The organism is Gordonia sp. UCD-TK1, from assembly GCF_001691435.1.
GTDB lineage: Bacteria > Actinomycetota > Actinomycetes > Mycobacteriales > Mycobacteriaceae > Gordonia > Gordonia hongkongensis.
Map to the genome: position 1 here is coordinate 130,035 of NZ_LZMP01000046.1, position 26,488 is coordinate 156,522.

The window sequence follows — 26,488 nt, forward strand, 5'->3', positions numbered from 1 at the left end:
ATTCTAAGACTATGACCACACTGGAAATCCGCGATCTGCACGTCGACGTCGCGCAGACCGACACCGACGCCGAGCCCATCCACATCCTCAAGGGTGTCGACCTGACCGTGAAGTCGGGGGAGACCCACGCGATCATGGGCCCCAACGGTTCCGGCAAGTCGACGCTGTCGTACGCCATCGCCGGCCACCCCAAATACGAGGTGACCTCGGGCTCGATCACCCTCGACGGTGAGGACGTCCTGGAGATGAGCGTCGACGAGCGCGCCCGCGCCGGGCTGTTCCTCGCCATGCAGTACCCCGTCGAGGTGCCCGGCGTCTCGATGTCGAACTTCCTGCGGACCGCCGCCACCGCCGTGCGCGGTGAGGCGCCGAAGTTGCGCCACTGGGTCAAGGAGACCAAGGAGGCGATGACCTCGCTCGACATCGATCCGTCGTTCTCCGAGCGCAGCGTCAACGAGGGTTTCTCCGGCGGTGAGAAGAAGCGTCACGAGATCCTCCAGCTCGATCTGCTCAAGCCGCGGATCGCGATCCTCGACGAGACCGACTCGGGACTCGACGTCGACGCCCTGCGGGTGGTCAGCGAGGGCGTGAACCGGTACAAGGAGCGCGACAACGGCGGGATCCTGCTGATCACGCACTACACGCGCATCCTCCGCTACATCAAGCCGGAGTTCGTGCACGTCTTCGTCAACGGTCGCGTCGTCGAATCCGCCGGTCCCGAACTCGCCGATGAGCTCGAGGAGAAGGGTTACGAGCGTTTCACCTCGGCTGCCAAGGCCGGCTGAGACCGCCCGACCGATCCGAGCCGACCAGCACAGGAGGTGTATCAGGTGACACTCTCGACAGAGGTTTCCACCGCCCTGGACGTCGATTCGCTGCGCGCCGACTTCCCGATCCTCTCGCGCACCGTCCGCGACGGAAAGCCGCTGGTGTACCTGGATTCCGGGGCGACCTCGCAGCGTCCGGTCCAGGTGCTCGACGCCGAACGGTACTTCCTCACGCACCACAACGCCGCGGTGCATCGCGGCGCGCATCAGCTCGCCGAGGAGGCGACCGACGCGTATGAGGACGCCCGGGAGGTCATCGCGGCGTTCGTGGGGGCGTCCGCCGACGAGCTCGTGTTCACCAAGAACGCAACTGAGGCACTCAACCTCGTGACCTACACCCTCGGCGACCCGCGGTCTGCGGATCTCCTCGGGGGTTCGGCGCTCGGCCCCGGCGACACCGTCGTCATCACCGAGCTGGAGCATCACGCCAATCTCGTTCCGTGGCAGGAGCTCTGCGGCCGCACGGGCGCGACGCTCCGCTGGTTCGGGGTGACCGACGAAGGTCGAATCGACCTGGATTCGCTGACCCTCGACGAGTCGGTGAAGGTCGTGTCCTTCACACACCAGTCGAATGTGACCGGGGCGGTCGCCGACGTGGCCGAGCTGGTCTCCCGCGCACGCGCGGTCGGCGCACTCGTCGTGCTCGACGCCTGCCAGTCGGTGCCGCACATGCCGGTCGACTTCCGTGCTCTCGACGTCGACTTCGCCGCCTTCTCCGGGCACAAGATGTTCGGACCCAGTGGCGTCGGAGCGCTGTACGGCAAGTCCGATCTGTTGAATGCGTTGCCGCCGTTCATCACCGGCGGCTCGATGATCGAGACCGTGACCATGGAGGGGTCGACGTACGCTCCGCCGCCGCAACGGTTCGAGGCGGGCGTGCCGATGACCTCGCAGGTCGTCGGACTCGGTGCCGCGGTGCGTTACCTGACCGTTCTCGGCATGGACGCCGTCGCCGCGCATGAGCATGCGCTGACCGCGCGGGCGCTGGAGCAGCTCGGCGACATCGAGGGTGTGCGGATCATCGGGCCGTCGACCCCGGAGAGCCGCGGCGGCGCCGTGGCCTTCCTCGTCGACGGCATCCACGCCCACGATCTCGGGCAGATCCTCGACGACGAGGGCGTGGCCATTCGGGTGGGTCACCACTGCACGTGGCCGCTGCACCGGCGCTTCGGCGTCGCCGCCACCGCACGTGCGTCGTTCGCCGCGTACAACACGTTCGCCGAGGTCGATGCGCTCGCCGCCGCGATCGTCACGGCGCAGAAGTTCTTCGGGACGGTCTGAGCCATGCGGATGGAACAGATGTACCAGGAAGTGATCCTGGACCACTACAAACACCCACACGGGCGCGGACTCCGTGAACCGTTCGGTGCCGAGGTCCACCACGTCAACCCGACCTGTGGTGACGAGGTCACCCTGCGCGTGGCGGTCTCCGACGACGGTTCGAGCATCGACGACGTGTCCTACGACGGGCAGGGATGCTCGATCTCGCAGGCGTCGACGTCGGTGTTGCACGACCTCATCGTCGGCCGGCCGGTCGGGGAAGCACTGGCCACCGTCGAGTCGTTCAACGCGATGATGACCTCCCGCGGCAAGGACGCCGGTGACGAGGACGTCATCGGCGACGGGATCGCCTTCGCCGGGGTGAGCAAATACCCGGCACGCGTCAAATGCGCGCTCCTGGGCTGGATGGCCTTCAAGGACGCACTCGCGCAGACGATGGACAGCCACGAGACACGAGCGGAGACAGCATGAGTGACGACACTGCCACCACGGACACACCGACGACCGCGGCCACCGACACCGGCGTGACGGGGACACCCGCCGCGCCCGCGACGTCGCTGCCGGCCATCGAGGACGTCGAGGAGGCGATGCGCGACGTGGTCGACCCCGAACTGGGGATCAACGTCGTCGACCTCGGTTTGGTCTACGGCATCGAGGTGACCGACGACGCGGTCGCGAAGATCGACATGACCCTCACCTCGGCGGCCTGTCCGCTGACCGACGTGATCGAGGACCAGTCGCGCGGTGCGCTGGTCTCCAGCGGTCTGTGCACCGACATGGAGATCAACTGGGTCTGGCTGCCGCCGTGGGGCCCCGACAAGATCACCGACGACGGTCGCGAGCAGCTCCGCGCCCTCGGCTTCACCGTCTGACCGACGATCGGACACACCACTGCGCCGGCCCCGGTCATGATCGACGACCGGGTCCGGCGCTTGTTCGTCGGTAGGGCACTTCCGTGCGGGGAGTTGATCGCATGAGGCGTTTCGAGTCGCGGGTCGAGCGGATGATCCGAGAGGCCACCGAACGCGGCGAATTCGACAACCTACCGGGCGCGGGGAAGCCGTTGGATCTGACCGACAGCGACGATCCCGACTGGTGGGTCAAGCGCAAGATCCGCGAGGAAAACCTCGACTCGTCGGCGTTGCTCCCCGCGCCGCTGGTGTTGCGCCGGGAGGCACAGGATTTCCCGGAGTCGCTGCGCCACATCGCCGACGAGGACGCGGTCCGTGACATCCTCGTCGACTTCAATCGCCGTGTGCGCGAGGCACATCTCGCCTCTCGCCAGATGGCGTTGCCGCACAGTGTCGTCGCGCACACAGTCGATGTCGACGACATGATCCGGCGGTGGCGAGTGCTGCGGCGCTGATCAGCCGGCGTCGCCGGCCCACGCCGGGGTGGACATCGCGCCCCGTGCCACCACGACGCGAGTACGCATGTCGACCGCAGCGATGACCCTGGTCATCGCGCTCATCGTGCCGGTCAGATCGTCCCGCTTGCTCAGGTAAGTGCGTTGTGCGGCAACGGGCATCGTGAAGAACGCCTCGAAGAAGGCGACCGTCTGCGACGGACTGAGCCCCAGCAGCGCGCTGAGCCCACGAAGACGCAGGTTGTGCACCGCACGGGTGGACGGCGGCCACAGATCCGCGGCGGGGTCGCGGCCTGCTGCGAGCGCCGCCACGACCGCGTCCGTGCACATCAGCGACGTCGCCACGCTGTAGCCGGTCGTCGGGTTCTTGAAACCGCCCGCGGCGCCGAACCGGAAAACGGGATCGCGCCAGGGGTGTGGTGACGAGCCGGTCAGCGGGAAGTCGACGTGCTCGACCCGCCGGATCCCCGACGGCATCCCACCGAGCCGCGCGGCCAGGCGGCGTTCGAGTTCGTCGAGACCGAGGGCGGGATGCCCGGCGAGACAGGTCTCCTCGAGGAGGTACTCGCCCCCGCCGAGCGGCACGACATACAGAAAGGACGGCAGCGCCCGGCGATCTGTCGCGCCACCCCGCCAGTCCATGAGCAGTGCCTCGTGCCCGTCCAGCACGGGTGCGGCCACCTCTGCGTCGACGACGATCCCGTACGCGGTCTGTCGAGGTGCGTCGTGGGGGAGCGCACCGCGACAGTCGACCACGGCATCGCCGGTCAGGACCGAACCGTCATCGAGATGCACACGCGCGCCGTCGATCTCGACCACCCGGGCGGAACGGGTCGGAACCCCGTCGAGGGTCAGTGACCGTTGCAGGCCGGGGGTGTCGAAGACGGTGTAGCCGCGGGCCACCTCCTCGAGTTCGCGGCCCGCGATCCCGATGCGCGCGGTCCGGGCGGCGACGGCGGACGGGTCGACCCACTCGGGCAACTCGTCGGACCAGCATGCGAACGTGGACCGCCAGACCCGGTCGGGAGACGGATCGACCAGGGTGACCGATACGCCGGCACGGGCCAGGCGGTGGACGAGGGCGCGGCCGGCCGGCCCGGCCCCCGCGACGATGACTCCGGAACTCACATCCTGTCCTTCGGCGCGGGCGACGATCCGGACGGTGACGCGTCGTCGGGCTGGGACGTCACGAACCGCCGGTGGCGAGCATGCCACCGTCGACGGCCAGGGTCTCGCCGGTGATCCACGCCGACTCGTCGCTCGCGAGGAAGGCGACCGCCCGGGCGACGTCCTCGGGTTCCCCGATCCGCTTCATCGGGTACGAGTTCGCCGCGCGGGCCTCGTTGTCGCCCTCGGTGAACACGGATGCGAACTTGGTCCGGACGATCGAGGGGGCGATCGCGTTGACCCGGATGTTCGGTCCGAGTTCCCAGGCGAGCTCGGCGGTCAGGCGGATCAGCGCCGCCTTCGACGTGCCGTACGCCGCGATCACGCCCGTCGACCGCAGGCCCGCGACCGAGGAGATGTTGACGACCGACCCGCCGGTGTCCTTCATGCCCGCCCGGTAGGCCTCCTGGACGAACCCGAGCGCGGCGACGACGTTGGTGTCGAACGTCTTGCGGTACGCGGCGAGGTCGGCCCCCATCAGCGGGCCGGCCAGCGGCGCGATCCCGGTGTTGTTGACCAGGATGTGGATTCCGCCGCCCTGTGCGACGGCCGCGGCCACGGCGGCCGCCCGGTCGTCGGCGTCGCCGGTGTTGCCCGCACACGCCGAGACCGTCGCTCCGGGCACCGCCGTCCGGATCCGGCCGGCCGCCTCCTCGAGTGGCTCGGCCTTCCGGCTCGTGATGACGACCGAGGCGCCGCGACGGGCCAGTTCCGTCGCGATCGCCTCACCGATGCCGCGACTGGCACCGGTGACGAGCGCGGACCGGCCGGTCAGGTCGGAGGACTGCGGGAAGTTCTGCGGAATCGTTGTGGAGTGCGTCACGTCCCACACCGTATCGGTCCACCGTGACGGGGGTGGTCGACTCGGCCGCACGGCGCCGGGGTCCGCACGTGGAAAAAGCAGTGGCGCGGCACCGGTAGAATCGACCGTCGTGATCACCGCGACCGACCTGGAGGTACGAGCGGGCGCTCGGACCCTGTTGGCGGCGCCCGGCGACGCCTTACGCATCCAGCCCGGCGACCGGATCGGCCTCGTGGGCCGCAACGGTGCCGGCAAGACCACCACGCTGCGCATCCTGGCCGGCGAGACCGAACCCTACGCGGGATCGATCCGCCGGTCCGGTGAACTCGGTTACCTCCCGCAGGACCCCAAAGAGGGCGACCTCGACGTCCTGGCCAAGGACCGGGTGCTCTCCGCGCGCGGTCTCGACGAGATCCTGCGCGACATGGAGAAGCAGCAGGCGCAGATGGCCGAGGCCGCCGACGACAAGCTGCGGGACAAGGCCGTGGCGCGGTACGGCCGCCTCGAAGAGCGCTTCGCCGCCCTCGGCGGATACGTCGCCGAATCCGAGGCCGCGCGGATCTGCAACAGCCTGGGTCTGCCCGATCGGGTTCTCGAGCAGCCGCTGCGGACACTCTCCGGGGGTCAGCGCCGACGGATCGAACTCGCACGCATCCTGTTCGCGGCGTCCGACGGTTCGGGGAAATCCGACACCACCCTCCTGCTCGACGAACCGACCAACCACCTCGACGCCGACTCGATCGCCTGGCTCCGCAGCTTCCTGCAGAACCACGAGGGGGGTCTCGTCGTGATCAGTCACGATGTCGACCTGCTGGCCGACGTGGTGAACCGGGTGTGGTTCCTCGACGCGGTGCGCGGTGAGGCCGACATCTACAACATGAGCTGGAAGCGGTACCTCGATGCCCGGGCGACCGACGAGCAGCGCCGTCGTCGCGAACGGGCCAATGCCGAGAAGAAGGCGTCCGCCCTGCGCGCGCAGGCCGCGAAGCTCGGTGCCAAGGCCACCAAGGCGACTGCCGCGCAGAACATGCTGAAGCGCGCGGAGCGGATGATCGACGCCCTCGACGAGGAGCGGGTGGCCGACCGCACCGCGCGGATCCGGTTCCCCGAACCGGCCGCATGCGGCAAGACACCGTTGATGACGTCCGGACTCTCGAAGAGCTACGGCTCGCTGGAGATCTTCACCGGGGTGGACCTCGCGATCGACAAGGGCAGTCGCGTCGTCGTCCTGGGCCTCAACGGCGCGGGCAAGACGACGCTGCTGAGGATGCTTGCCGGAGTGGAGAAGCCGGACACGGGCTCGATCGAGCCGGGATTCGGTCTGAAGATCGGCTACTTCGCGCAGGAACACGACACCCTCGACGACCGGGCGTCGGTGTGGGAGAACATCCGGCACGCGGCACCCGACGCGGGCGAGCAGGACCTCCGAGGCCTGTTGGGCGCGTTCATGTTCAGCGGCGCTCAGCTCGATCAGCCGGCCGGCACGCTGTCCGGCGGTGAGAAGACCCGGCTCACGCTGGCCGGGCTGGTGTCCTCGGCGGCGAACGTCTTGCTCCTCGACGAGCCGACCAACAACCTCGACCCGATCTCGCGCGAACAGGTCCTCGACGCCCTGCGCAGCTACACCGGGGCCGTCGTCCTGGTGACGCACGATCCGGGCGCCGCCGCCGCGCTCGATCCGCAGCGTGTGATCCTGTTGCCCGACGGCACCGAGGACCACTGGAGCGAGGAGTATCAGGAGCTCATCGAGCTCGCCTGATCGCCTCGATGACCCGATCGGTCCCGGCGCGGTCGGGCACCGTCAGTCGGTGACCGTGTCCGGCGAACTCCCGGCCGACGACCCCCGCGTCCCGCAGTCGCCGCCCGAACTCGATGCCGTCGGGGCCCGGCACGAACACGAAATTCGCCTCGCTCGGCAGCGCCGGGTGGCCCGAGTCGCGCAGCGCGTCGGCGATTCGATCGCGTTCGCGGCGCATCGCCGTGACCCGTCCGGCCAGCTCGTCGGACGCGGCAAGTGCCACTGGCGCAGCGTGTTCGGCGGCCGCGGTGATCGAGAAGGGGACCTCGTGACGGCGGGCACCGCCGACGGACGTCGCCGACCCGATCGCATATCCGACCCGCAGTCCCGCGAGACCGTGGGCCTTGGAGAGGCTTCGCACCGCGATCAGGTTGGGGTACTCGTCGACCAGCGTCCGGACATCGGGTGCGATCCGGCAGTACTCGACGTACGCCTGGTCGAGGATCACCGGGATCGCCGGGTCGACAGCCATGAGCAGATCACGGATCTCCGTGTCGGAGAGGACCGATCCGGTCGGGTTGTGCGGGCTGCAGACGATGACGGCCGCGGTGTCCGGACGCGCGGCCGCGGCGAGCGCACCGATATCGGGACGCCCGTCGTCGAACAGCGGGGTCGTGTCGATCCCGAGCCCGATCATCTCGGCGAGCAGCGCGAAACCCTCGAATGTCGGTGCGGGGGTGACAATCCGAGGTTCGGAGCGACCCCTGGCCCGGGCCCGTGCAGCCGAGTCCTGCAGGATCGCGGAGAGTACGGCCGTCGCCCCGGCGCCGACGCTGATGTGCGCTGCCTCGACACCGGTGTGCTCGGCGATCGTCGCGCGCAGACCGTCGGGACGAAACGACGGGTAGCGGTGGGCCGATGCCGCCGTGTCGCGCAGCGCGGACACGACCGCGGGCAACGGGGGATAGGCGGACTCGTTCCGGTCGCATCGCACGACGACGTCGGTGCGCACGCCGGCGAGGTCCGTGGCGCGCTCGGAGACCGGAGCCGGCAGCAGAACCGTCACGAACGCCCACTCCACCGGATCGCTCCGGCAGCGGCGAAGTCGCCGGCATGGGCAAAGGCCGACATCATCACGATGTCACCGGGACGCACGCGTCCGTCGTCGATCGCCGCGTCCAGAGTCATCGGAATCCCGACCGCGAACAGGTTCCCGCAGTCGTCGAACGTGTCCGGGTGTCGCGACTCGGGCAGTTCGAGGGCCTCGCGCCAGTTGCGCAGGAAGATCCGGTTGGGCTGGTTGGTGACGAGCAGGTCCAGGTCGGACGGACGTACCCCGATTCGATGTGCAAGCGCCGCAGCCACTTCCGGGACCATCCGGTTCCCGCGGGCGAGTACTTTCGCGATCTTGGCCTCGGTGAAGCCGACATGGATCTGACCCGGGCCCGCCTCCCAGTACTTGCGTTCCGGCTGTGCGACGGCGGTCATGTCCGCCGAGAACTGGCCGAAGGACCGGCATTCGGTCCCCAGCACCGGGTTACCCGCGTCGCCGAGGGTCAGGATCGCCACGGCCGCGCCGTCACCGGGTATCGCGGCCTGCGCCTTCACCCGTACCTGCTCCTGGGTGAAGATCTGTCCGGCGCTGTTCTGCGCCAGCGCGATCAGGGCCTTGCGGCCTCCGTTCGCGCGCAGGAGCGCACCGGCGATCTCGATGAGGTGGAAGAAGGCCGCACAGCCGCCGTTGTGCACGTCGAGCACGGTTCGCGGGGCGAGGCCGAGGCGGTATGCGACCTCGCCGACACACCCGCGGACCGGGACCTCCGGCAGCTGGCTGTGGGTGAGCACGACGTCGACATCGTCGAGATATCCGTCGCCGTGACGCTCGACGAGACGCCGTGCGGCGGCGGCGATCATGTCCGCCGACGTCTCACCGTCGGTCGCGTGGTGGCGGAAGGACGGTGCCCGGAACATGACGTTGCCGGCGAGTTCGTCGTCCTCGGCGTACTGCGCGAAGAACTCCGCCGGCACCCGGGCGGTAGGTGGCGAGGTCGGCGAGCGAGACGGCGGGGGCGTCGGCGGTCATGAGCGCATCCATTCGGGGGTCAGCGGAAGTCCATGGCGATGGCGGTGTTCGGCGATGGCGGCGAGGTTGTCGAGTTCGATCTGATGTCCGGCATCGAACATGTCCCACAGGTCGCCGACCCACTCCTCCCGGCCGGCCGGAGCGGTCTCGGGAAAGGGGTTCTCGTCGTAGAACGGGTGGTGGCAGTTGTTCCACAGGACCACCGAACCCGGACGGTCGAGAACGAGTTGCGCGTCGACGACGCGCATCAGGTAGATCATCCAGAGGTGCTTTCCCTGATCCCAGGCACAGTGGTAGTCGACGGTCATCGCGTCGGCGTTCGCCACGGTCCGGACGTACATCTTGGTGTCCTCGTTCAGGCGGTCGTATCCGACCCACAGGTCCGGCTCCCCGGTCGGCTCGAAACCTCGTGTGCTGTAGGTCCATTCCTCGAGCGAGCGCGTGTCGGCCAGCCATTCGTACAGTTCGCGCGGCGGTGCGTCGACGTAGCCCTGCACGGGGCAGAAGTCGCCGAACACCTGGTGATGGGGATACACCGAGCGGACCTTGTCGACGACGAGTGCCGTGTTGGCGGAACGGGGGTGGGTCTCCACCCGGACCACGCCGTCGAGCGTGGCCGCGGTGTCCCCGAGATCGGACAGCGCGGAGGAGTGCGTGGTCATGGGGTACCTCTCGAGATCAGTAAGGCGAACGGGGGTTCTTCGTCGGGATCCACTTCCACGACGAGGCAATTCGGTCCGGTGTGCGAGAACAGTTCGTCGCATGCCGAGCGCAGGGTGAGGAGATCGCCGGCGGTGCGCACCGGGAGGCCGGCGAACATCGCGGCCAGCCCGCCCGCGATGTCGGTGTGGCGGAACCGGTTGACGCTCGGCGCGCCGGGGAAGAATCGCGCCTCACGTGTGACACACATGCCGTGCGCGTCGTTGTTGAGCACGATGAGGGTGATCGGCGCATCGTGTTCGATCGCGGTGTGGATCTCCATGCCGTGCATGAGGAACGAGCCGTCGCCGGCGATGACGATGACCCGACCGTCCGGACGGATGTCCCGCGCGGCGATCGCGGACCCGATCCCCGCCGCGATGCCCCATCCCATCCCGCCCATGCCCAATGCGACGACGAACCGCCCGTCGCCGAACGGGAGATGGTGGATCGCCGCCGCGCCGGTGTTCCCGGCGTCGGCGAACACCGCGCACCCCGCGGGCAGGGCGGCGCCGATGGTGACGAGCACGTCGCGCATCCCGAGGGCGTGAGCCGAGGGTGCGACGGACAGGTGGTCGAGCGGATGGACCCGGGGTGGGCGGCGTCCGGGGAGCCGGTCGGCGAGCGACCGCTGGAGCGCACCGATGGTCTCGGTGAGACGTGCCGTCCCGATGTGCTCGACGTCGGCCGGGGTGCGCGGCGGCGCGCTGCCGAGACGCACGACCGGGATCGCCGCGAGGGCGTCGTCGAGGCCGGCGCGATCGGTCATCGACATGCGGCAGCCGATCACCAGGATCAGCTGTGATTCCCGCACGGCCCGATGGGCCGACRGGTGCCCCATCACCCCGGTGACGCCGGAGCAGGACCCGCGCCCGATGTCGCGACCGCCCGGTGAGACCACGACGCCGGCGCCGAGGAGTTCCGCGAGATCCTCGACGGCACCGTGCAATCCGAGCCGCGATGCCTCCTCGCCCGCCCAGATGCACACCGACCCGCCGTCGCGCGCCACCCCGACGAGTCGGTCGGCGAGTCCGTCGACGACCGCCGGGGGCATCGACCGGAGTTCGGTCGGTGCGCCCGAACGCAACGGTGTGGCGTACCCGGGTGAGGACTGCACGTCTTTGGGCAGGATCACCGCGGCCGGCAGACCTCGTGCGAGGGTGGCGAACGCCTCGTCGAGGACCTGATCGAGACGAGCCGGCTCGTCGACGAACCCGCAGAATCCGACGACGCCGGACACCACGGCACGCAGGTCCACGGTGTCCGGCGGGTCGAGCATGTCTTGAAAGCCACCGCGCCCCACCGCGGCGGTCGACGCCGAACCGATCACGGCGAGCAGGGGTACGCGGCTGTCATAGGCCTCGCCCAGCGCCGGGATGACGTTCAGCGCACCGCCACCCGACGTCGTCAGGACCGCGGTCGGCTCGGCGGTGAGCCGTGCTGCCCATCGGCCATCGCGCCGGCACCGAACTCGTGTTTCGCGACGACCGGGGTGAGCAGCGGGTGCCGCACCGCCGCATCGAAGACGTCTTCGATGTTGGCGCCGTGAACGCCGAAGACGGTCCCCCGCACCCCGGCGTCGACGAGTCGCGCGACGAGGAGGTCGGCCACCGGCACGGCCGCCCGTCCCGGATCGTCATCGGGCACAAGCCCGCCTACCGCGTCCAAACCCTGCATTCCCCAGCTCCGAACAGCGGTGCGGCACCGGCCGATTCGCCGGTGTCCGTAACCGGACCAACTCAGTGTGAGTTAGCTTAGCGTAAGCTAACGTTCGGCGTCAGGGGGTGGGGTGTCAGGCCTCCGGCCAATACCGCTTGCGCAGATCGCCTTTCACGAGCTTCCCGGTGGGCGTGCGCGGAAGGTCGTCGACGAAGTCGACCGACCGGGGCGCCTTGTAGGCCGCGATGTTCTCGGTGGTGAACGCGATCAGCTGCTCGGCGAGCCGATCGGTGGGTTCGTGGCCGTCGGCCAGCTGCACGCAGGCCTTCGCGACCTCGCCGAGGTCGGGGTCGGGGACACCGATCACCGCGACGTCGAACACCGCCGGGTGATTGATGAGGACGTTCTCGGCCTCCTGCGGGTAGATGTTGACGCCGCCGGAGATGATCATGAACGCCTTGCGGTCGGTCAGATACAGATAACCCTCGTCGTCGACGTATCCGACATCCCCTGTGGTGGACCAGTTCTCGTGTTCGGGGTGCTGGGCCTTGCGGGTCTTGTCGGGGTCGTTGTGGTACTGGAACGCCACGTCCTCGCGTTCGAAGAAGACCTGGCCGACCTCGCCGGTCGGGAGTTCCTTGCCGTCCTCGTCGCAGATGTGGACCACGCCGAGCAGCGGTTTGCCCACCGAGCCGGGATGATCGAGCGCCTCCTGCGGGCCGATGAACGTCGCGCCGGCGGCCTCGGTCGATGCGTAGTACTCGTGGATGACCGGGCCCCACCACTCGATCATCGCCCGCTTCACCTCGACCGGGCAGGGCGCGGCGGCGTGGACGGCGATCTTCATGCTGCTGACGTCGTACTTCGAGCGGACGTCCGCGGGCAGCTTCAGCATCCGGATGAACATGGTGGGCACCCACTGGCTGTGGGTCACGCGGTACTTCTCGATAGCGGCGAGGGCCGCTTCGGGATCGAACCGGTCCATCATGACGACGGTCCCGCCGACCGAGTTGGTCATCCCGCAATAGCGCAGCGGCGCCGCGTGATACAGCGGCGCGGGGGAGAGGTAGACCGCGGAGTCGTCGTAGCCGTACATGGGTGCGAAGATCGCGGTGTAGGCGTCGGGCACCTGGTCGACCTGCCCTTCGGGCATCGGTGTCTTGATGCCCTTCGGACGGCCGGTGGTCCCGGAGGAGTAGAGCATGTCGGTGCCGCGCGGCTGGTCGGTGCGGGGCTCTGCCGACGCATTGGCCAGGACCTTGTCGTAATTCTCGAAGCCGTCGAGATCGCCACCCCACACGATGCGGCGACCCGGGCCGGCAAGGGCCTCGATCTCGCCGGCGGCCGACACGGCCTCGACGACCGAGGCGCCGGCGAACAGGACCTGCGCGTTGCAGTCGGAGAGAATGTAGTTGGTCTCCGCCGCGGTGAGGTGGTGGTTGACCGCGGTCACGTACAGACCGCTGCGCAGGGCCGCCCAGTACACCTCGAAGACGTGGAAGTCGTTGGCGGAGACCACGGCGATGTTGTCGCCGCGTCGGAGTCCGAGGGAGTCGAGGTAGTTGGCGAGCCGGGTCGAGTTCTCGTCCAGTTGTCGGTAGGTCAGTACCTCGCCGGTAGCGGCCCGGATGACGGCCGGCTTGTCGGGGGTGTATTTCGCGAAGACTCCAGGAAACAAGAGTGACGCTCCTCGTGACGAAGGGGATGGCCACCCCGAACGATCGTATCTAACGCTCGTTCGGGGTGTTGCGAGTCACAGTACCCTAGCGTCGTGTCCGATTTCGCAGTTCCTCAGTGCGTCGAGAGAAACCTGTCCATGGTTCGCTCCGCGAGCGCGGTGATCGTCAGCGCGGGATTCACCAGGCCGACTGCGCCGGGGACGAAGGAACCGTCGACGACCCACAGGTTGTCGTAGCCCCGGATTCCGCCGTCAGCGTCGGCCGCGGCACCCATGACGACGCCGCCGAGCCCGTGATAGGTACTCGCGGAACCGAATCCGAGCGCGCGAGACGACACGTGGGTTCCGTTGGCGGCGAAGCCGAAACGGCCCTCGGTGCGTTCGTGGAAACGCTTGATGAAGGCGTTGCTGCGGCGGTCGAGGTCGTTGCGGTCGGCGGGGTGGGGATAGTTCAGTTGCGCCCGCCGGGTGCGATGGTCGTAGTCGATCGTGCCGCGTTCGTCGGTGTGGGCCTGCACGAGGTGGGTGGTCGCGGCCTTGCCGAGCGGTGCCGGCAGCGGGGTGGCCTGATAGACCATCGAGACCCGTCCGCCGGGCAGGTTGTCCTCGTAGATCCGTGCGTAACCCGGTCCGCCCTGGACGGCGCCGAAATCCTCGCGGGGGTTCGCCCGGATGGTGAGGAAGTCGCCGTTCACGCCGAAGCCGTCGCCGATTCGCGGTGACAGTCGCGGCAGGCGCCCCTGCGCGCGCGCTTCGACGAGCAGCCGGGTGGTGTGGAAGGAGCCCGCGGCCATGAAGAGGTGATCGGCCTCGGTGGTCACGGTGCGTACCGTGCGGCCCTGCTCGTCGAGAACCCGTGCGGTGACGACGAATCCGGCGCGGCGCGAGCGAGGCCGGATGTCGAAGACCTCGTGCATCGGCTTGACGGTGACGTTTCCGGTCCGTTCGGCGGCGAGGAGGTAGCTGCGGTCGAGAGACTTCTTGGCGCCGCTGTTGACGCCGTAGCTCAGTTCGCCCGCGGTCACCGACGGGGTGGCTCGGCCGGCCAGTTCGTCGCGGACGATGTCCCAGTCGATGGCGAAGTCGAAGAAGTGCGGTGACGCGCCGTAGCGCTCGATCACCTTCAGCCGGGACCGGGCCCCGACGTACTCGGGGTGCGCGAGGATGTCCGCGGGCAGCGGCAAGACGCCGAGCCCGGCCTTCGCGCGCGGGAAGTTGGTCTGGGCGAGCTGCGCGTAGTCGGCGGCCGCCGGGACATGTGCTCGAAGTCCTGTCGGCGGGGGACGGGCGTGAAGGAGCCGAACACGAGCGACCCGCCGCCGACGCCTGCGCCGTACACGGCCTCGACGCCGTTGCCCATCACATGGTCGAGCACGCCGGGATACGGCTCCACCGGGAGGCCGCTCGCCGCACTCGCGCCGGCGGGGCTGCCGAACCACGCGGCGCGCTTGTCCGGGGTGGTCGTCGTGGCGAAGGTGTTGCCGTCCGGCCGGATCGGCCACCGGCGCCCGTGCTCGAAAACCGTTGTCGTGTAGCCGGCCTCGCCGAGGCGACGTGCCGCCACCGCGCCGCCGAAGCCGGTGCCGATGACGATCGCGGTCTGCCCCGGTGCCGCCTGCGCCGGGGTGACGGTCGCGCCGAGCGCGGCGAGGGCGCCGACGCCGGCCGCAGAGCGCATGAGGGTCCGGCGAGAGACGGCGGGACCGGGTTTGTCGAGTCTCACCCGGGAACCTTAGCGTGAGCTAAGTAAGGTTAGGCCTTAGCGGCAGCAACTATGTGGGATGGATCACGGCCGGCTTGATCCGGCCCGGCAGCCGCGGTGCGCGATCGGCGAGTCGGCCGGGGCCGCGGGACGTTAGGCTCCGGGGTGTGACGGCTGCGCTGCAGATCGAGGTGGACCGCGACAGCGTGGCGATGGGGGATGACGTCGCTTCCCACGCACACTCACTCCTTGTGGAGCCGGGTACGGCGCTGAGTGTCGTCCTCGCCGCGGCGGCGCCCGAGATCCGTTCTCGGGGCTGGTCCTGGGTGGCCGACGTCGACGGCCGGGTCGCCGCCGTCTGGTCGGCCGACCACGGTGTGCAGATGCTCGTCGGGGACGGACCGGTGACCGCGGACGACGTGCCGTGCCGGATTCATTACCGGTATTTCCTGCAGATCGACCCGGCGTGGCTGCATCGGCGCCTCGCCGAGGGGGCCGCGGCGGACCGGGGCGCCCTCGAACGCGAGTACCGCCCGATCGGTGATCGGCGACGCGAGGAGGACGAGCGTCGCCGCGAACGCGATTCGGCGACAAGGTATCTGACCGGCGAGTGCACCGCGGCGCTGCGCGGCTTCGGTGCGGAGTTCGATCTGCACAACGACCGGATGGCACGGTTCGACCTGGTCGGCTCGATGTGGCGGGTACAGCGCGCCGACACCATGACCATGACCTTCGACGGGGCGAATCAGGTCCTGTCGTCGATCCGACCCGTCGGCGTCGCCGAGTGCTGGCTGGTCGCGGCCGTCGGAATGCGTATGCGACAGGTGCAGGGACTCACGCCGGTCCCGAACGACCCCCGTTTGCCGGTGCCGGAGCTGCGGCCGATGGGATCAGGGGTGGCCGGATCGCCACGCTGGACGACGAGAGGTACGAGAGGCGATCCCGTCGTCCAGCTGACCGGCGATGAGGCGGTGCGGGCCTACCGGTTGTCGGCGAATCGTTCGATCGACGAGGTCGTGTCCCTGCTGGCCCCGGACTGAGGTCAGTCGTGTGCGCGCACGGACTCCTCGACGAGGTCGAGCACCGCGTGCAGATCGTCGGTGGGCTGGCCGGTGGCCAGCCGGGTGATCAGACCGTCGAGCACGAGGTCGAGGTAGTTGAGCAGAACGTCGGTCGGGACGTCGTCGCGCAGGCGCCCCGCCTGCCGACCCCGCTCCAGCCGACTGAGTGTCGCCTGCTCGACCTCGGCCGCGTAGGACACCCACTCCGCGCGGAAGCCGTTGTCCGTCCGTAGTTTCCGCGCGATCTCCAGGCGCGTGCCGAGCCAGTCGAAATCCTGAGGCCGCGTGAGCATGTCGCGCATGACCTGCACCAGGCCCTGCTCGGCCGCCACGTCGGCCATGCGCTCGGCATCTTCCCGCGCGAGCGCGAGGAACAGCGCCTCTTTGTCCCGGTAATGGTGGAAGATCGCACCCCGGGACAAGCCGGTGGACTCTTCGATCCGTTTGACGGTCGCGCCGTCGTATCCGTACTCCGCGAAGCAATGCCGCGCGCCGTCGAGAATCTCCCGACGACGCGCGGCAAGCCGGTCATCGCTGACCTTGGGCACGTCGAGTGCCTCCTGTCAGCTCTTGATCATGTTGCGCAGCACGTACTGCAGGATGCCTCCGTTGCGGTAGTAGTCGGCCTCACCCGGGGTGTCGATGCGGACCTTGGCGTCGAACTCCACCGTCGAGCCGTCTTCCTTGGTGGCGGTGACGTGCACGGTCGACGGCGTCGTCCCGTTGTTGAGCTCCTCGATGCCCGCGATGTCGTAGGTCTCGGTGCCGTCGAGGCCCAGCGACCTGTGCGACTCGCCCTCGGGGAACTGCAGCGGGATGACGCCCATGCCGATGAGGTTCGAGCGGTGGATGCGCTCGAAGCTCTCGGTGATGACGGCCTTCACGCCGAGGAGGCTGGTGCCCTTGGCCGCCCAGTCACGCGACGATCCGGTGCCGTACTCCTTGCCGCCGAGCACGACGAGCGGGATGTTCTGCTCGGCGTAGTTCTGCGCGGCGTCGTAGATGAACGACTGCGGTGCACCCTCCTGGGTGAAGTCGCGGGTGTAACCGCCGGTCACACCGTCCAGCAGCTGGTTCTGCAGGCGGATGTTGCCGAAGGTCGACCGGATCATCACCTCGTGGTTGCCGCGGCGGGCGCCCAGCGAGTTGTAGTCCTTGCGGGCCACCCCGTTGGCATCGAGGTACTGCGCGGCGGGGGTGCCGGGCTTGATCGTCGACGCGGGGGAGATGTGGTCGGTGGTCACCGAGTCGCCGAGCTTCGCGAGCACGCGTGCGCCCTTGATGTCGGAGACGGGCGACGGCTCACGCTGCATGCCCTCGAAGTACGGAGGCTTGCGGACGTAGGTGGACTCGTCGTCCCACTCGAAGGTCTTGCCCGACGGGGTCGGCAGGTTCTGCCAGCGCTCGTCACCCTTGAAGACGTCGGCGTAGTCCGAGGCGTACTGCTCCGGCGAGATCGACGAGGCGATGGTCGCCTCGATCTCCTCGTTGGTCGGCCAGATGTCCTTGAGGAACACGTCGTTGCCGTCGGTGTCCTTGCCCAGCGCGTCGGTCTCGAAGTCGAAGTCCATCGTGCCGGCCAGGGCATAGGCGATGACCAGCGGCGGCGACGCGAGGTAGTTCATCTTCACGTCGGGGTTGATGCGACCCTCGAAGTTGCGGTTGCCCGACAGCACCGCGGTGGCGGTGAGGTCGTTGTCGTTGATCGCCTTCGAGATCTCCTCCGGCAGCGGGCCGGAATTGCCGATGCACGTGGTGCAGCCGTAGCCGACGAGGTAGAAGCCGAGCTTCTCCAGGTACGGCCAGAGACCGGACTTGTCGTAGTAGCCGGTGACGACCTGCGAGCCCGGTGCCATCGACGTCTTGACCCACGGCTTGGACGACAGGCCCTTCTCCACGGCCTTCTTGGCCAGGAGCGCCGCGCCGAGCATGACCGACGGGTTGGAGGTGTTGGTGCAGCTGGTGATCGAAGCGATGGTCACGATCCCGTGGTCGAGGATCATCGATCCTCGTTCCTCGGAATCCACCCGGACCGGATTGGTCGGCCGGCCCTCGGCGCCGTTGGCGGCCGAGTGCAGCGGCTCGGCGTCGTCGTCGGCGAAGGACAGGGTCGCGGGGTCGGACGCCGGGAAGGTTTCCTCGACCGCCTCGTCCAGCTTGGTCTGCGGAGCGGAGTTGCCGTTCTCGACGTAGTTGTGGATGTCCTTGCGGAACGCGTTCTTCGCGTCCCACAGCTCGATGCGGTCCTGCGGACGCTTCGGGCCGGCGATCGACGGGACGACGTCGGCCAGGTCGAGCTCGAGGTACTCCGAGTACACGGCCTCCTCGGCGTCCTTCTCCAGCCACATGCCCTGTTCCTTGGCATAGGCCTCGACGAGCGCGAGCGTCTCCTCGCTGCGCCCGGTGAGTCGGAGGTAGTTGACGGTCTCGCCGTCGATCGGGAACATCGCGCAGGTCGAGCCGAACTCGGGGCTCATGTTGCCGATGGTGGCGCGGTTGGCGAGCGGGACCTCGCCGACACCGTTGCCGTAGAACTCGACGAACTTGCCGACCACGCCGTGCTTGCGCAGCATCTCGGTGATGGTGAGGACCACGTCGGTCGCGGTGACGCCCGGCTTGGTCGCGCCGGTGAGCTTGAAGCCGACGACGCGGGGGATGAGCATGGAGACCGGCTGACCGAGCATCGCGGCCTCGGCCTCGATGCCGCCGACGCCCCAGCCCAGGACGCCGAGGCCGTTCTCCATCGTGGTGTGCGAGTCGGTGCCGATGCAGGTGTCGGGGTAGGCGACGCCGTCACGGACCATCACCGAGCGCGCGAGGTGCTCGATGTTGACCTGGTGCACGATGCCGGTGCCCGGCGGCACGACGCGGAAGTCGTCGAAGGCGCCCTGACCCCAGCGGAGGAACTTGTAGCGCTCCTCGTTGCGCTGGTACTCGATCTCGACGTTGCGCTCGAACGCCTGGGCATTGCCGAAAGCCTCGATGATGACGGAGTGGTCGATGACCATCTCGGCCGGCGCGAGCGGGTTGACCTTGTCCGGGTCGCCGCCGAGTTCCTTGACGGCGTCGCGCATGGTCGTGAGGTCGACGATGCAGGGCACGCCGGTGAAGTCCTGCATGATCACGCGGGCAGGCGTGAACTGGATCTCGACGCTCGGTTCGGCGTTCGGGTCCCAGTTCGCCAGGGCCTCGATGTGCTCCTTGGTGATGTTCGCGCCGTCCTCGGTGCGCAGGAGGTTCTCGGCGAGGACCTTCAGAGCGTAGGGGAGCTTGGCGGTGCCCTCGACAGCGTTCAGACGGTAGATCTCGTAGCTGTTGTCACCGACGTCCAGCGTGCCGCGGGCGCCGAAGGAATTGATACTCACGTCTAAATCCACTCTCCTCGTGTGCCGGCGGGCTGCGCCGGCGATTACTCGATGATCCACTTGCGGTCGGGCGGGGCTGGTCGATCCGGCGCAGTCGTGCCGCACCGGCTGACGTTCTGCACCGGCGGGCTGCGCCGGCACCATCGGATGTCCGCGAGGGCCACCCGCGACAACGTCGTCCAGTCTAACAGTACGAGCGTACTGTTACCAAGCTCGGGCCGGGACACGCCGGATCGGACCTGCCGACACCGGAATACCCAGACGAGTCCATTGTGTCGTACGGTGCAGGGCGGGGTTCGGCGAGGAGACACTCGACGCCGGCGCGATACCGCCCGTCAACGTGCACGCAACCCCGGGTGATCTCGAGAGGCAGGGGTGGCGGATGGGTCCGCAGGCGACGACGCTGGTGCTGGCAGCTCCCGCGGAGAACAACGAACTCACCGGACTCGTCGGGGTCGACATGGGTGAGCTGTCGCGGGACATCGCCGACGACGGCGTGGCGGGGGCGACGCCCGAACAGTTGCCCGGCATGCTCGAGGTCGTCGAATACGCCCAGTCGAAGGGCCATGACGTCAGCTTCGTGGTCATCGACCAGGTTCAGCCCCGGTTCACTCTCTACCGCGACGTCGCGAACCAGTTGCAGGAACAGGTCGGCGGCACCGTCATCGTGCTCGGCCCCAACTCGGTCGGCAGCTCGTCGCCCGAATTCAGCCGGGTGGTGCAGGAACAGGCCACCGACGGCCTGACCCTCACCGACCCCGCGGGTGCGGCGCGACAGATGATCGACACGATGACCGGTCCCAACGTGGACTGGACGATCGTGGGCCTCCTGCTGATCCTGGTCGTCGCGGGCGGAGCCGTGCTCGCCCGGCTCCGGCAGGTCCGCACCCGCAAGAACCTGGCCGCCGGTCCGCTGGGACCCGTGCGGGCCACCGCCGCGGAGTCGGATGACTCGTCGGCACCACGTCGCGAGCCGACCGCTTCCGGCCGGTAGTACGCAGGCCAGGGCCGCCTCGGCCGGCCGGCGATGCGGCGGGCGGGCCCGGCTCCTGGCACCTCGTTCTCGCGCGGCGGGGACCCTTCACGGCGTGTCTTCCGGTCTGTTGCCAATTCGAGACCTTGACGACCGTTCGATCTTTCGCCAGTTCACGGCATTTTCGCAGGTAATCACGCCTTTGTAATTCGCGAACACGGTTTTCTCGTGTGGTTGATGTGACGTACGGTTCTGATGTCGCGTGTGATGCCTGTGTTCTCTACAGGGTCCGATGTGGCGGAAGTGCAGTGCGTGATCGCCGCGGGTTCAGACACCCCGGACGGTCGCCGGACCGGGGATCGGAAGATCCCCGCGAATCGCGAGGAGTTCCAGGTGAGGCGAGGAAGAACTGGTGCGTCATGGCCGGCGCGCGTCTCGGCGGCCCTTGCTGTCGCACTCGTCTGCGCGGTCGGCGCGGGTCATGCCGACGCGGCGCCCAAGAAGACGCCCGAGTCGCCCATCTCCGGTCTGATCAACCGGATCGCGACGGTCAACCAGGACATCGCCGACCTCGACCAGGCGCTCGCGTCCCGCCAGGAGAACGTGAACCGATCGATCGTCGACTTCCAGAACTCGCTCGCGCAGCAGCGCCTCGCCACGGTGGCCGCGCGTGGAGCACGCACCGAACTCGACCGATCGAGCAAGGCCGTCGTCGACGCGCAGAAGGAGTTCGACCGGTTCGCCCGCCTGGCGTACCAGCAGGGGCCCGAGCAGGGTTCGATGTCGAACTACGTTGCCTCCGAAGACCCGCAGGGCGTCCTCGACCGCATGAAGCTGATCGATCAGGTCGGCAAGAAGCAGCAGGAGATGATTCGACGGCTGCAGGTGGCCCGCAACCAGAAGGCCAACCGACTCGCCGCCGTCGAGGCCACCCGCCGGCAGGCGTCGTTCGCGGCCAAGAGCGCCGAACAGCGCAAGACCGACGCCATGGCGGCGGTCACCGAGGCGAAGGCCGCCATCGCTTCGCAGCAGAAGCGCAAGGCCACCCTGATCGGGGAACGCGACCGGGTCCAGAAGCGCCTCAACACGATTCGCGGATACGTGCCGAAGAAGACGGTCGAGGGGCCGTCGGCGAGCGATCTGCTCTCGAACCTGTTCCCGACGGAACCGTCGGCCGAGGGGGCGCTCAAGGCGCTACCCGCCACGCCCGCCACCGACAACCAGGCACTGGCCGTCGCGGCGGAGGCCGCCGCGCGCCTCGCCATCGACGTCGGTTCGTCGATCCTCGCCGGTCTGGTCGGGCAGCAGCAGTTGCCCCAGTCCGAGTTGCTGAACGAGCTCGGCATCGGTGGTGCGGACATCACCGGCAGCAGCGGTGGCGACACCCTCAGTGCGCGACTCGGTTCGGGAAGCCTCGGCTCTCTGTTCGGCAGTTCCTCCGGCGGCGGCGGGGGCGGGGGCGGCGTCGTCCGACCCGGGCTGCGCGGTCCGCAAGCCGTCGAGATCGCCGTCAACCGTGCGCTCTCGCAGCTGAACGTGCCCTACGCCTGGGGCGGTGGCGACGCGAACGGCCCGACGCAGGGAATCCGCGACGGCGGTGTGGCCGACAGCTACGGCGACTACAACAAGATCGGTTTCGACTGCTCCGGCCTGATGATCTACGCGTTCGCCGGCGTCGGGATCGAACTGCCGCACTACACCGGTTACCAGTACACCTCGGGACCGCAGTTCCCGCTGTCACAGATGCGACGCGGCGACATGATCTTCTACGGCCCCAACGCGAGTGCGCACGTCGCGCTGTACCTCGGCGACAACAAGATGGTCGAGGCACCGCAGTCGGGTGACGTGGTCAAGGTGTCCCCGCTGCGCACCAACGGTGCGATGCCGAACGTGGTCCGTCTGCTCTGAGGCGTGGTGGTTCCGGCGGCAGCTGTGAACGACCGACACCCGTCGAGTCTTCTTGGCACCTTTTCAGCCGGCACGGCTAGGCTGGCACAGACACGCGGGGTCGACGCCTGCGCGCTGCGCGTTCGCGCCGCCCGTGGGCCCTCGCGGTTCGACGGAACAGCAGTTCAGAGGAACAGGAGCACGGGTTGACCGAATCGCACTCCCTCGGCAAGGCGGCCACGGGGGATCCCGCGGCGGCAGGAGCGGACGGCTCGGTGCTGAGCGACGCCGACGTCGCCCTGCTCGAGCGGGCCATCTACGAGGTCAAGCGCGTCATCGTCGGCCAGGATCAGCTCGTCGAGCGCATTCTCGTCGGTCTCCTCGCGCGCGGACACATCTTGCTCGAGGGCGTGCCGGGTGTCGCGAAGACGCTCGCTGTCGAGACGTTCGCCCGCGTCGTCGGCGGGTCGTTCTCGCGAGTGCAGTTCACCCCTGACCTCGTGCCCACCGACCTGATCGGTACGCGTATCTACCGTCAGGGCCGCGAGGAGTTCGACACCGAGCTCGGCCCGGTGGTCGCGAACTTCCTGCTCGCCGACGAGATCAACCGCGCACCCGCGAAGGTGCAGTCGGCACTGCTCGAGGTGATGGCCGAGCGGCACGTCTCGATCGGCGGCAAGACGTACTCGATGCCGGATCCGTTCCTGGTCATGGCGACGCAGAACCCGATCGAGAACGAGGGTGTCTACCCGCTGCCCGAGGCGCAGCGGGACCGCTTCCTGTTCAAGGTCCTCGTCGACTACCCGTCAGTGGAGGAGGAGCGCGAGATCGTCTATCGGATGGGCAACGTCCCGCCGACCGCCTCCCAGGTTCTCGACCCCGCCGCGATGCTGCGCCTGCAGCGGACCGCGGCGAACGTCTTCGTCCATCACGCGCTCGTGGACTACGTCGTCCGGGTCATCAACGCCACCCGCCGGCCGGCCGAGCTGGGCCTGAACGACGTCGCGTCGTGGCTGTCCTACGGCGCGTCGCCTCGTGCGACGCTGGGCATCGTGGCCGCGGCCCGCGCCCTGGCGCTGGTCCGCGGACGCGACTACGTGATCCCGCAGGACGTCGTCGAGATCATGCCCGACGTGCTGCGGCACCGCCTCGTGCTGTCCTACGACGCACTGGCCGACGAGATCGATGCCGACCAGGTCATCGCCCGCGTCCTGCAGACCGTCGGACTGCCGCAGGTCGGCGCGCAACCGGTGCCGCAGGGGCAGTACCCGCCCGGACAGCAGCACGCGCCCAATCCCGGACACGGGCCGAATGGGTATGCGGGACAGCAGGTCCCGCAGTCCGCCGGTCCGATGGACCCGAATTCGGCCCCGGCGAACCGGAATTCACCTCAGTATGGCGGCTAATCGGGACCTACCGCGTCTCGGCGCCGGGCTGCGCGACGAGGCGCAGCTGACGGCGGCGCTGAAGATGCTCGAGCTCACCGTGCGGCGCAAACTCGACGGCGTGCTCCAGGGCGAGCACCTGGGTCTGATCCCCGGACCGGGTTCGGAGCCGGGGGAGGCGCGGGCCTATCAGCCGGGCGACGACGTCCGGCGGATGGAGTGGTCGGTCACCGCACGCACGACCCAGCCGCATGTCCGGCAGATGATCGCCGACCGGGAACTCGAGACCTGGCTCGTCGTCGACGCCTCGGCCAGCCTCGACTTCGGCACCGTCGACTGCACCAAGCGCGACCTGGCCGTCGCCGCGGCCGCGGCTCTGGTCCACCTCACGACCGGCGGCGGCAACCGGCACGGCGCGCTGGTGGTGACCGGTGACGACGTGGTGCGGGTACCGGCCCGTGCCGGGCGCGCGCACGCCCAGAACCTCCTCAAGACCATCGCCACCACGCGACGCAGCTCGCCCGGCGTCCGGGGTGACCTGAAGGCGGGGATCGAGGCGCTCCGACGGCCCCAGCGCCGTCGCGGCCTCGCGGTCGTCATCAGTGACTTCCTCGGCCCGATCGACTGGGAGCGCTCGCTGCGCGCCATCGGCGCACACCACGAACTCCTCGCGGTCGAGGTCCTCGACCCCCGCGATCTCGACCTCCCGGCGATCGGGGAGGTCACCCTGGCCGACGCGGAGTCCGGGGAGATCCACGACGTGACGATCACCGACGACCTCCGGCGCGACTTCGCGGCCGCGGCGCGCGCACACCAGCAGCGGGTCCACCGCACTCTGCGCAGCTGTGGCGGCGCGATCCTGACGTTGCGCACGGATCGGGAGTGGATCGCCGACACCGTCAAGTTCGTCGCACAACGCCGCCGCGGTCTCGCGGCGGGGGTGGGGTAGGTCGATGCTGTCCAGTCCCTGGTGGTTGCTCCTGCTCCTGGTCGTGGCGCTGCTCGGCGCCGCGTACGTCTACATGCTGCGCCGGCGGCGGCAGCGTGCGCTGACCTTCGCGAACCTGGACCTGCTGAAGTCGGTCGCGCCCGCGGACCGTAGTCGTCTGCGGCACCTGCCGATCGCACTGCTGATCGTCTCGCTGATCCTGTTGACGGTCGCGCTGTCCGGGCCGCAGGCCGATCGCAAGGTGCCGCGCAACAAGGCGACCGTCGTCCTGGTGATGGACGTGTCGCGGTCGATGAACGCCACCGACGTGTCGCCGTCGCGGATCCGCGCGGCGCAGGAGGCGGCGAAGAAGTTCGCCGACGAGCTGACCGAGGGCATCAACCTCGGACTGATCTCCTTCGCCRGTACCGCCGCCAGCCTTGTGTCGCCGACGCCGGATCACAACGCCACCAAGGTCGCGGTGGACAAACTGCGGCTCGACGACAAGACGGCAACCGGGGAGGGCATCTTCGCGGCCCTGCAGCAGATCAGCACGTTGAACGCGGTGCTCGGCGGGACCGAGGGCGCACCACCTGCGCGGATCGTACTGCTCTCCGATGGTAAGGAGACCGTCCCGGACGACCCCGACGACCCGCGGGGTGCCTTCACCGCGGCCCGGAAGGCCAAGGAGGAGAAGATCCCGGTCTCCACGATCTCCTTCGGTACCCGGACCGGCACCGTCGAACTCGAGGGCGACCGGGTGCCGGTGCCGGTCGACGACGACTCGCTGCGCAAGATCGCCAACCTGTCCGGTGGCGACTTCTTCACCGCGGCCAGCCTCGACGAGTTGAACAAGGTCTACGAGCAGCTCCAGGACGAGATCGGTTACGAAACCCGTCGAGGGGACAATTCGAAGCCGTGGCTGGTCGCCGGTACGTTGTTCGCGCTGGTGTCGGCGTTCGCCGCGCTGGCCATCAACCGCCGGCTGCCCTGACGCGGACGTGTCCGGGGTGTGCCGCCGTGCGCCCCGCCCCCCGACCGCGTGTCACCCCCGCAACGAGAACGGATAAGTTGAACACCCATGACGGCAGCTAGCAACGAAGCGCAGAATCCCTCCCGCTCGGTCCTGGTGACCGGCGGCAACCGCGGAATCGGCCTGGCCGTGGCCCAGCGACTGGCAGCCGACGGTCACCGGGTGGCGGTGACGCACCGCGGTTCCGGAGCCCCGGACGGACTGTTCGGCGTCAAGTGCGATGTCACCGACTCGGAGTCGGTCGACCGCGCCTTCGCCGAGGTCGAGGCGCATCAGGGTCCCGTGGAGATCCTCGTCGCCAACGCGGGGATCACCGAGAACATGCTCCTCATGCGACTGTCCGAGGAATCCTTCGAGAAGGTCCTCGACGCGAACCTCACCGGCGCGTTCCGGTGCGCCAAGCGCGCCACCAAGGGGATGCAGCGCGCCAAGTGGGGCCGGATGATCTTCCTCGGCTCGGTGGTCGCGATGTCCGGCATCCCCGGCCAGGTGAACTACGCGGCCTCGAAGGCGGGCCTGATCGGGATGGCGCGCTCGATTGCGCGTGAGATCGGCTCGCGCAACATCACCGCGAACGTCGTGGCGCCCGGGTTCATCGAGACGGACATGACCGCGTCGATGGAGGACCGCTACATCGAGATGGCCAAGCAGGCGATCCCGCTCGGCCGAACCGGCAAGCCCGAGGACGTCGCGGCGGCCATCAGCTTCCTCGCCTCCGACGAGGGCGGTTACATCTCCGGTGCGGTCCTGCCCGTCGACGGCGGGATGGGCATGGGGCACTGAAACTGCCGAGCGCGGTCGCACGGCTACTGACCCGCACAGCGCAGTCGTAAGGCACGTCAATCAACGTCGAA

The 26,488-nt window shown here is 68.8% G+C and carries 22 protein-coding genes and 3 pseudogenes; 13 read left to right on the plus strand and 12 right to left on the minus strand.

All coding sequences use genetic code 11. The annotated features are described in order from the left end of the window. Positions 1–11 precede the first annotated feature (11 nt). The 5 genes from sufC to A9310_RS20510 all read left to right on the plus strand — a co-directional run bounded on the left by sufC (position 12) and on the right by A9310_RS20510 (position 3,474). Positions 12–785, plus strand: a complete 774-nt coding sequence (sufC, locus tag A9310_RS20490; protein ID WP_065632165.1) for a Fe-S cluster assembly ATPase SufC — start codon at positions 12–14, stop codon at positions 783–785. A gap of 45 nt (positions 786–830) precedes the next feature. Then, the gene (locus tag A9310_RS20495) at positions 831–2,108 is read left to right on the plus strand and encodes a cysteine desulfurase (protein WP_065632225.1); all 1,278 of its coding nucleotides are present in this window, start codon (positions 831–833) and stop codon (positions 2,106–2,108) included. Positions 2,109–2,111: 3 nt separating this feature from the next. Continuing rightward, a complete protein-coding gene (sufU, locus tag A9310_RS20500) occupies positions 2,112–2,579 on the plus strand; it encodes a Fe-S cluster assembly sulfur transfer protein SufU (RefSeq protein ID WP_058250382.1) in 468 nt (155 codons plus the stop codon). After that, positions 2,576–2,980 (plus strand): metal-sulfur cluster assembly factor, encoded by a 405-nt coding sequence (locus A9310_RS20505; RefSeq protein WP_082652858.1) that lies wholly within the window; start codon positions 2,576–2,578, stop codon positions 2,978–2,980. Before sufU ends, A9310_RS20505 begins: the two co-directional genes overlap by 4 nt. Positions 2,981–3,081: 101 nt before the next feature. Continuing rightward, the gene (locus A9310_RS20510; RefSeq protein WP_065632166.1) at positions 3,082–3,474 is read left to right on the plus strand and encodes a DUF1992 domain-containing protein; all 393 of its coding nucleotides are present in this window, start codon (positions 3,082–3,084) and stop codon (positions 3,472–3,474) included. Here the strand turns inward: A9310_RS20510 and A9310_RS20515 are convergent, their stop codons facing one another. Both A9310_RS20515 and A9310_RS20520 read right to left on the minus strand, forming a co-directional pair. Beyond that, positions 3,475–4,602 carry a lycopene cyclase family protein gene (locus tag A9310_RS20515; protein WP_065632226.1) on the minus strand — a complete coding sequence of 376 codons (1,128 nt, stop codon included), beginning with the start codon at positions 4,600–4,602 and terminating at the stop codon, positions 3,475–3,477. A gap of 58 nt (positions 4,603–4,660) precedes the next feature. Beyond that, the gene (locus A9310_RS20520; RefSeq protein WP_065632167.1) at positions 4,661–5,473 is read right to left on the minus strand and encodes an SDR family oxidoreductase; all 813 of its coding nucleotides are present in this window, start codon (positions 5,471–5,473) and stop codon (positions 4,661–4,663) included. 100 nt (positions 5,474–5,573) lie between these two features. Between A9310_RS20520 and A9310_RS20525 the strand changes: the two genes are divergently transcribed. After that, the gene (locus tag A9310_RS20525) at positions 5,574–7,202 is read left to right on the plus strand and encodes an ABC-F family ATP-binding cassette domain-containing protein (protein WP_065632168.1); all 1,629 of its coding nucleotides are present in this window, start codon (positions 5,574–5,576) and stop codon (positions 7,200–7,202) included. Here the strand turns inward: A9310_RS20525 and A9310_RS20530 are convergent. From A9310_RS20530 to A9310_RS20555, 8 genes and pseudogenes are all read right to left on the minus strand, one after another. Next, entirely contained in the window at positions 7,186–8,247 is a 1,062-nt protein-coding gene (locus A9310_RS20530) for a histidinol-phosphate transaminase (RefSeq protein WP_065632227.1), read from the minus strand. The genes A9310_RS20525 and A9310_RS20530 overlap by 17 nt on opposite strands. Next, positions 8,244–9,264 (minus strand): annotated as a pseudogene (locus A9310_RS20535) (3-oxoacyl-ACP synthase III family protein). The gene A9310_RS20530 and the pseudogene A9310_RS20535 overlap by 4 nt, the downstream one beginning before the upstream one ends. Next, entirely contained in the window at positions 9,261–9,926 is a 666-nt protein-coding gene (locus tag A9310_RS20540) for a hypothetical protein (RefSeq protein ID WP_065632169.1), read from the minus strand. The pseudogene A9310_RS20535 and the gene A9310_RS20540 overlap by 4 nt, the downstream one beginning before the upstream one ends. Further along, on the minus strand, positions 9,923–11,293 hold the full coding sequence (locus A9310_RS20545; RefSeq protein WP_368072722.1) for a thiamine pyrophosphate-dependent enzyme: 1,371 nt from the start codon (positions 11,291–11,293) through the stop codon (positions 9,923–9,925). The genes A9310_RS20540 and A9310_RS20545 overlap by 4 nt, the downstream gene beginning before the upstream one ends. Beyond that, positions 11,294–11,374 (minus strand): annotated as a pseudogene (locus tag A9310_RS26655) (hypothetical protein); the annotation flags it as partial. It abuts the gene before it with no gap. Next, the gene (locus A9310_RS26660) at positions 11,371–11,640 is read right to left on the minus strand and encodes a thiamine pyrophosphate-binding protein (protein ID WP_368072723.1); all 270 of its coding nucleotides are present in this window, start codon (positions 11,638–11,640) and stop codon (positions 11,371–11,373) included. The gene A9310_RS26660 and the pseudogene A9310_RS26655, both read right to left, overlap by 4 nt. Positions 11,641–11,755: 115 nt before the next feature. Beyond that, a complete protein-coding gene (locus tag A9310_RS20550) occupies positions 11,756–13,300 on the minus strand; it encodes an AMP-binding protein (RefSeq protein WP_065632170.1) in 1,545 nt (514 codons plus the stop codon). Positions 13,301–13,413: 113 nt separating this feature from the next. Next, positions 13,414–14,978 (minus strand): annotated as a pseudogene (locus A9310_RS20555) (GMC oxidoreductase). Between the two features lie 191 nt (positions 14,979–15,169). Here A9310_RS20555 and A9310_RS20560 point away from each other — a divergent pair. Then, positions 15,170–16,042, plus strand: coding sequence for a hypothetical protein (locus A9310_RS20560; RefSeq protein WP_065632171.1), 873 nt, complete (start codon positions 15,170–15,172; stop codon positions 16,040–16,042). Positions 16,043–16,044: 2 nt separating this feature from the next. On the opposite strand, the gene A9310_RS20565 is transcribed toward A9310_RS20560, so the two are convergent. After that, positions 16,045–16,611, minus strand: a complete 567-nt coding sequence (locus A9310_RS20565) for a TetR/AcrR family transcriptional regulator (protein ID WP_058250388.1) — start codon at positions 16,609–16,611, stop codon at positions 16,045–16,047. Between the two features lie 15 nt (positions 16,612–16,626). Then, a complete protein-coding gene (locus tag A9310_RS20570) occupies positions 16,627–19,428 on the minus strand; it encodes an aconitate hydratase (RefSeq protein WP_065632172.1) in 2,802 nt (933 codons plus the stop codon). Between the two features lie 382 nt (positions 19,429–19,810). On the opposite strand from A9310_RS20570, the gene A9310_RS20575 reads away from it, so the two are divergent. The 6 genes from A9310_RS20575 (at position 19,811) to fabG1 (ending at position 26,417) form a co-directional block, all read left to right on the plus strand. Then, a complete protein-coding gene (locus A9310_RS20575) occupies positions 19,811–20,422 on the plus strand; it encodes a DUF6676 family protein (protein ID WP_065632173.1) in 612 nt (203 codons plus the stop codon). Positions 20,423–20,794: 372 nt separating this feature from the next. Continuing rightward, positions 20,795–22,309, plus strand: coding sequence for an NlpC/P60 family protein (locus tag A9310_RS20580; protein WP_065632228.1), 1,515 nt, complete (start codon positions 20,795–20,797; stop codon positions 22,307–22,309). Positions 22,310–22,494: 185 nt separating this feature from the next. Beyond that, positions 22,495–23,694 (plus strand): MoxR family ATPase, encoded by a 1,200-nt coding sequence (locus tag A9310_RS20585; protein ID WP_065632174.1) that lies wholly within the window; start codon positions 22,495–22,497, stop codon positions 23,692–23,694. After that, a complete protein-coding gene (locus A9310_RS20590) occupies positions 23,684–24,622 on the plus strand; it encodes a DUF58 domain-containing protein (RefSeq protein ID WP_065632175.1) in 939 nt (312 codons plus the stop codon). The genes A9310_RS20585 and A9310_RS20590 overlap by 11 nt, the downstream gene beginning before the upstream one ends. Positions 24,623–24,626: 4 nt before the next feature. Next, positions 24,627–25,595: a VWA domain-containing protein gene (locus A9310_RS20595; RefSeq protein WP_065632176.1), complete on the plus strand. Its 969-nt coding sequence runs from the start codon at positions 24,627–24,629 to the stop codon at positions 25,593–25,595. Positions 25,596–25,682: 87 nt separating this feature from the next. Next, positions 25,683–26,417 carry a 3-oxoacyl-ACP reductase FabG1 gene (gene fabG1, locus A9310_RS20600; RefSeq protein ID WP_065632177.1) on the plus strand — a complete coding sequence of 245 codons (735 nt, stop codon included), beginning with the start codon at positions 25,683–25,685 and terminating at the stop codon, positions 26,415–26,417. Positions 26,418–26,488: the final 71 nt, after the last annotated feature.

What these genes read in the sequence shown, in the direction of transcription:
- A9310_RS26660 (WP_368072723.1), bottom strand. Translation starts at nt 11,640, where the DNA reads ATGCAGGGTTTGGACGCGGTAGGCGGGCTTGTGCCCGATGACGATCCG.
- A9310_RS20510 (WP_065632166.1), top strand. Translation starts at nt 3,082, where the DNA reads ATGAGGCGTTTCGAGTCGCGGGTCGAGCGGATGATCCGAGAGGCCACC.
- A9310_RS20505 (WP_082652858.1), top strand. Translation starts at nt 2,576, where the DNA reads ATGAGTGACGACACTGCCACCACGGACACACCGACGACCGCGGCCACC.
- A9310_RS20590 (WP_065632175.1), top strand. Translation starts at nt 23,684, where the DNA reads ATGGCGGCTAATCGGGACCTACCGCGTCTCGGCGCCGGGCTGCGCGAC.
- A9310_RS20575 (WP_065632173.1), top strand. Translation starts at nt 19,811, where the DNA reads ATGGGTCCGCAGGCGACGACGCTGGTGCTGGCAGCTCCCGCGGAGAAC.
- fabG1 (WP_065632177.1), top strand. Translation starts at nt 25,683, where the DNA reads ATGACGGCAGCTAGCAACGAAGCGCAGAATCCCTCCCGCTCGGTCCTG.
- sufC (WP_065632165.1), top strand. Translation starts at nt 12, where the DNA reads ATGACCACACTGGAAATCCGCGATCTGCACGTCGACGTCGCGCAGACC.
- A9310_RS20540 (WP_065632169.1), bottom strand. Translation starts at nt 9,926, where the DNA reads ATGACCACGCACTCCTCCGCGCTGTCCGATCTCGGGGACACCGCGGCC.
- sufU (WP_058250382.1), top strand. Translation starts at nt 2,112, where the DNA reads ATGCGGATGGAACAGATGTACCAGGAAGTGATCCTGGACCACTACAAA.